General features: G+C 63.2%; 2 protein-coding genes and 1 pseudogene. All 3 read left to right on the top strand.

The features are described from left to right. The first annotated feature begins 209 nt into the window (after positions 1-209). The gene (gene trmJ / locus ACIP0B_RS28375) at positions 210-980 is read left to right on the top strand and encodes a tRNA (cytosine(32)/uridine(32)-2'-O)-methyltransferase TrmJ (RefSeq protein WP_085586636.1); all 771 of its coding nucleotides are present in this window, start codon (positions 210-212) and stop codon (positions 978-980) included. 2 nt (positions 981-982) lie between these two features. Beyond that, positions 983-1759, top strand: a complete 777-nt coding sequence (gene cysE, locus ACIP0B_RS28370) for a serine O-acetyltransferase (protein WP_400838496.1) — start codon at positions 983-985, stop codon at positions 1757-1759. Between the two features lie 215 nt (positions 1760-1974). Continuing rightward, positions 1975-2145: pseudogene (locus tag ACIP0B_RS28365) on the top strand (Rrf2 family transcriptional regulator); the annotation flags it as partial. Between the last annotated feature and the right edge of the window lie 49 nt (positions 2146-2194).

Raw genomic sequence — 2194 nt, 5'->3', positions numbered from 1 at the left:
ATCGGAAGATCATTTCACTGGCGCTGCGGGCGCCGCGCAGCGCGATATTCAGCATGGGCTGCATGGATGTGTCACCTAAGGTTGTTAAAGAAAGCCGCGCATTCTATCAGAAGTTTTCTTCAGGTGAAGGTCGCTGTTCGCATTCATGGCTTAACGGTAGGCTGTTCTGTAAGATTTGCACCCCTTTCCCGAGTCCGAGAGCCTGCGCCGTGCTGCAAAACATTCGTGTCGTCCTGGTCAACACCAGCCATCCGGGCAACATCGGCGGGACCGCGCGCGCCATGAAGAACATGGGGCTTTCGCGGCTGGTGCTGGTGGAGCCCCGGGTGTTTCCGCACCACGAGGCCGACGCCCGCGCATCCGGTGCCGGCGACATCCTTGAAAACGCGCAAGTCGTCGCCACCTTGGAAGACGCCCTGGTCGGCTGCAACCTGGTGTTGGGCACCAGCGCCCGCGACCGGCGGATCCCGTGGCCGCTGCTCGATCCCCGCGAATGCGGCGCCAAAGTGGTCGAGGAGGCCGGGCAGGGCGCGGAAATCGCGCTGGTGTTCGGGCGCGAGGATTCCGGCCTGACCAACGAAGAGCTGCAGCGATGTCACTATCACGTGCACATCCCCTCGGATCCTGAGTTCAGCTCGCTGAACCTCGGGGCGGCGGTGCAGGTGCTGAGCTATGAAGTGCGCATGGCCTGGCTGGCGGCGCAAGGCCAGCCGAGCAAGTTCGAAAAGGAAGAAGTGGCCTCCGTCAAAAGCAATGAGCTGGCGACCATGGATGAGCTCGAGCGCTTCTATGAACACCTGGAGCAGACCCTGGTGGCCATTGAGTTCCTCGATCCGGAAAAGCCGCGACACCTGATGGCGCGTCTGCGCCGGCTGTACGGACGCAGCTCGGTCAGCCGGGCGGAAATGAATATTTTGCGTGGCATCCTCACGGAGACCCAGAAAGCGGCCCGTGGCGAGCTCCTTAAACGGAAGGAATGATGATGTTCGAGCGTTTGCGTGAAGATATCCAGAGCGTATTCCACCGAGACCCGGCGGCGCGTAACGCTTTTGAGGTTCTGACCTGCTACCCCGGCATGCACGCGATCTGGATCCATCGGCTGTCCGCGATGCTGTGGCGCGCGGACCTGAAATGGCTGGCGCGGCTGGTGTCGAACTTCGGCCGCTGGCTGACCGGGATCGAGATCCATCCGGGGGCCAAGGTCGGGCGCCGCTTCTTCATCGACCACGGCATGGGCATCGTGATCGGGGAGACGGCCGAGATCGGCGACGACGTGACTCTGTACCAGGGCGTGACCCTCGGCGGCACCAGCTGGAACAAGGGCAAGCGTCACCCGACGCTGGGTGACGGCGTGGTGGTCGGGGCCGGCGCGAAAGTGCTCGGGCCGTTCACCGTGGGCGCCGGCGCCAAGGTCGGCTCCAATGCGGTGGTCACCAAGGAAGTGCCGCCGGGCGCGACCGTGGTGGGCATTCCGGGGCGGATCATCGTCAAGTCCGACGACGAGCAGGACGCCAAGCGCAAGGCGATGGCCGAGAAGATCGGTTTCGATGCCTACGGCGTCAGCGGCGACATGCCGGACCCGGTGGCCCGCGCCATCGGCCAACTGCTCGATCACCTGCAGGCGGTGGACGGACGGCTGGAAGGGATGTGCGGCGCGCTGAAGGATCTGGGCAGCAATTATTGTGCGAAAGATCTGCCCGAGCTGCGCGAAGAAGACTTCGCCTGCGTCAAGGGCAAGGAAGACACCACGGCGGGCTGAGGCCTGCACGAGGGGCGGCGCAAGCGGCGCCGGCCCTCGGGTGTCGTGATCAGGCAACGGCGCAGCGCTGGCCGGTGTGCCATTAAGCCGCAGACCCTGCTATGATGCGCGCGCTCTTTGCGGGTAAACCCGACTAAAGCACTAGGTCTTATAGTTGACTTAAATGCTCGGGAATTGCATACTCCCGCCCATTCCGAACTCCGTGGTAATTGTCCATGCGACTGACTACAAAAGGCCGATACGCCGTGACCGCCATGCTCGACCTGGCGTTGCACGCGCAGCACGGGCCCGTGTCCCTGGCCGATATCTCCGAGCGCCAAGGCATTTCCCTGTCCTATCTCGAACAGCTTTTCGCCAAGCTGCGCCGCAGCAACCTGGTGTCAAGCTAGGGATCGCCTCATGCTGCGCAAACTCTCACTGGCTGTCGCCGTGTCT

The sequence above is a fragment of the Pseudomonas sp. NPDC089534 genome (assembly GCF_044749305.1).
GTDB lineage: Bacteria > Pseudomonadota > Gammaproteobacteria > Pseudomonadales > Pseudomonadaceae > Aquipseudomonas > Aquipseudomonas ekonensis.
This window is presented reverse-complemented; position numbering and strand designations above follow the sequence as displayed.